Source organism: Streptomyces mutabilis, from assembly GCF_014649815.1.
Classification (GTDB): domain Bacteria; phylum Actinomycetota; class Actinomycetes; order Streptomycetales; family Streptomycetaceae; genus Streptomyces; species Streptomyces mutabilis.
Map to the genome: position 1 here is coordinate 1 of NZ_BMTT01000203.1, position 608 is coordinate 608.

1 protein-coding gene and 1 rRNA gene are annotated in these 608 nt (G+C 58.4%); one reads left to right on the top strand and one right to left on the bottom strand.

Translation table 11 applies throughout. The features are described 5' to 3' along the window. A 16S ribosomal RNA gene (locus IE142_RS35415) occupies positions 1–375 on the bottom strand; the annotation flags it as partial. A 49-nt stretch (positions 376–424) separates the two neighbouring features. Here IE142_RS35415 and IE142_RS37250 point away from each other — a divergent pair. Continuing rightward, the coding region (locus tag IE142_RS37250) for a hypothetical protein (protein ID WP_229831271.1) at positions 425–608 on the top strand (184 nt) is incomplete at its 3' end.

Consider the following 608-nt stretch of genomic DNA (forward strand, 5'->3'; position numbering starts at 1 on the left):
CGCCCATTGTGCAATATTCCCCACTGCTGCCTCCCGTAGGAGTCTGGGCCGTGTCTCAGTCCCAGTGTGGCCGGTCGCCCTCTCAGGCCGGCTACCCGTCGTCGCCTTGGTGAGCCATTACCTCACCAACTAGCTGATAGGCCGCGGGCTCATCCTGCACCGCCGGAGCTTTCGAACCTCGCAGATGCCTGCGAGGGTCAGTATCCGGTATTAGACCCCGTTTCCAGGGCTTGTCCCAGAGTGCAGGGCAGATTGCCCACGTGTTACTCACCCGTTCGCCACTAATCCCCACCCGAAGGTGGTTCATCGTTCGACTTGCATGTGTTAAGCACGCCGCCAGCGTTCGTCCTGAGCCAGGATCAAACTCTCCGTGAATGTTTACCGGTAATCCGGTCGACACCACGAGAGCGGAACAGTCGGAGGAATGATCCGACCGTTCACAGCGTCCTCGCTGTGTTTTTCAAAGGAACCTCAACCCGATCGAACCGATCAGGTCGGGGTATCAACATATCTGGCGTTGACTTTTGGCACGCTGTTGAGTTCTCAAGGAACGGTCGCTTCCTTTGTACTCACCCTCTCGGGCTTTCCTCCGGGCGCTTCCCTTCGGT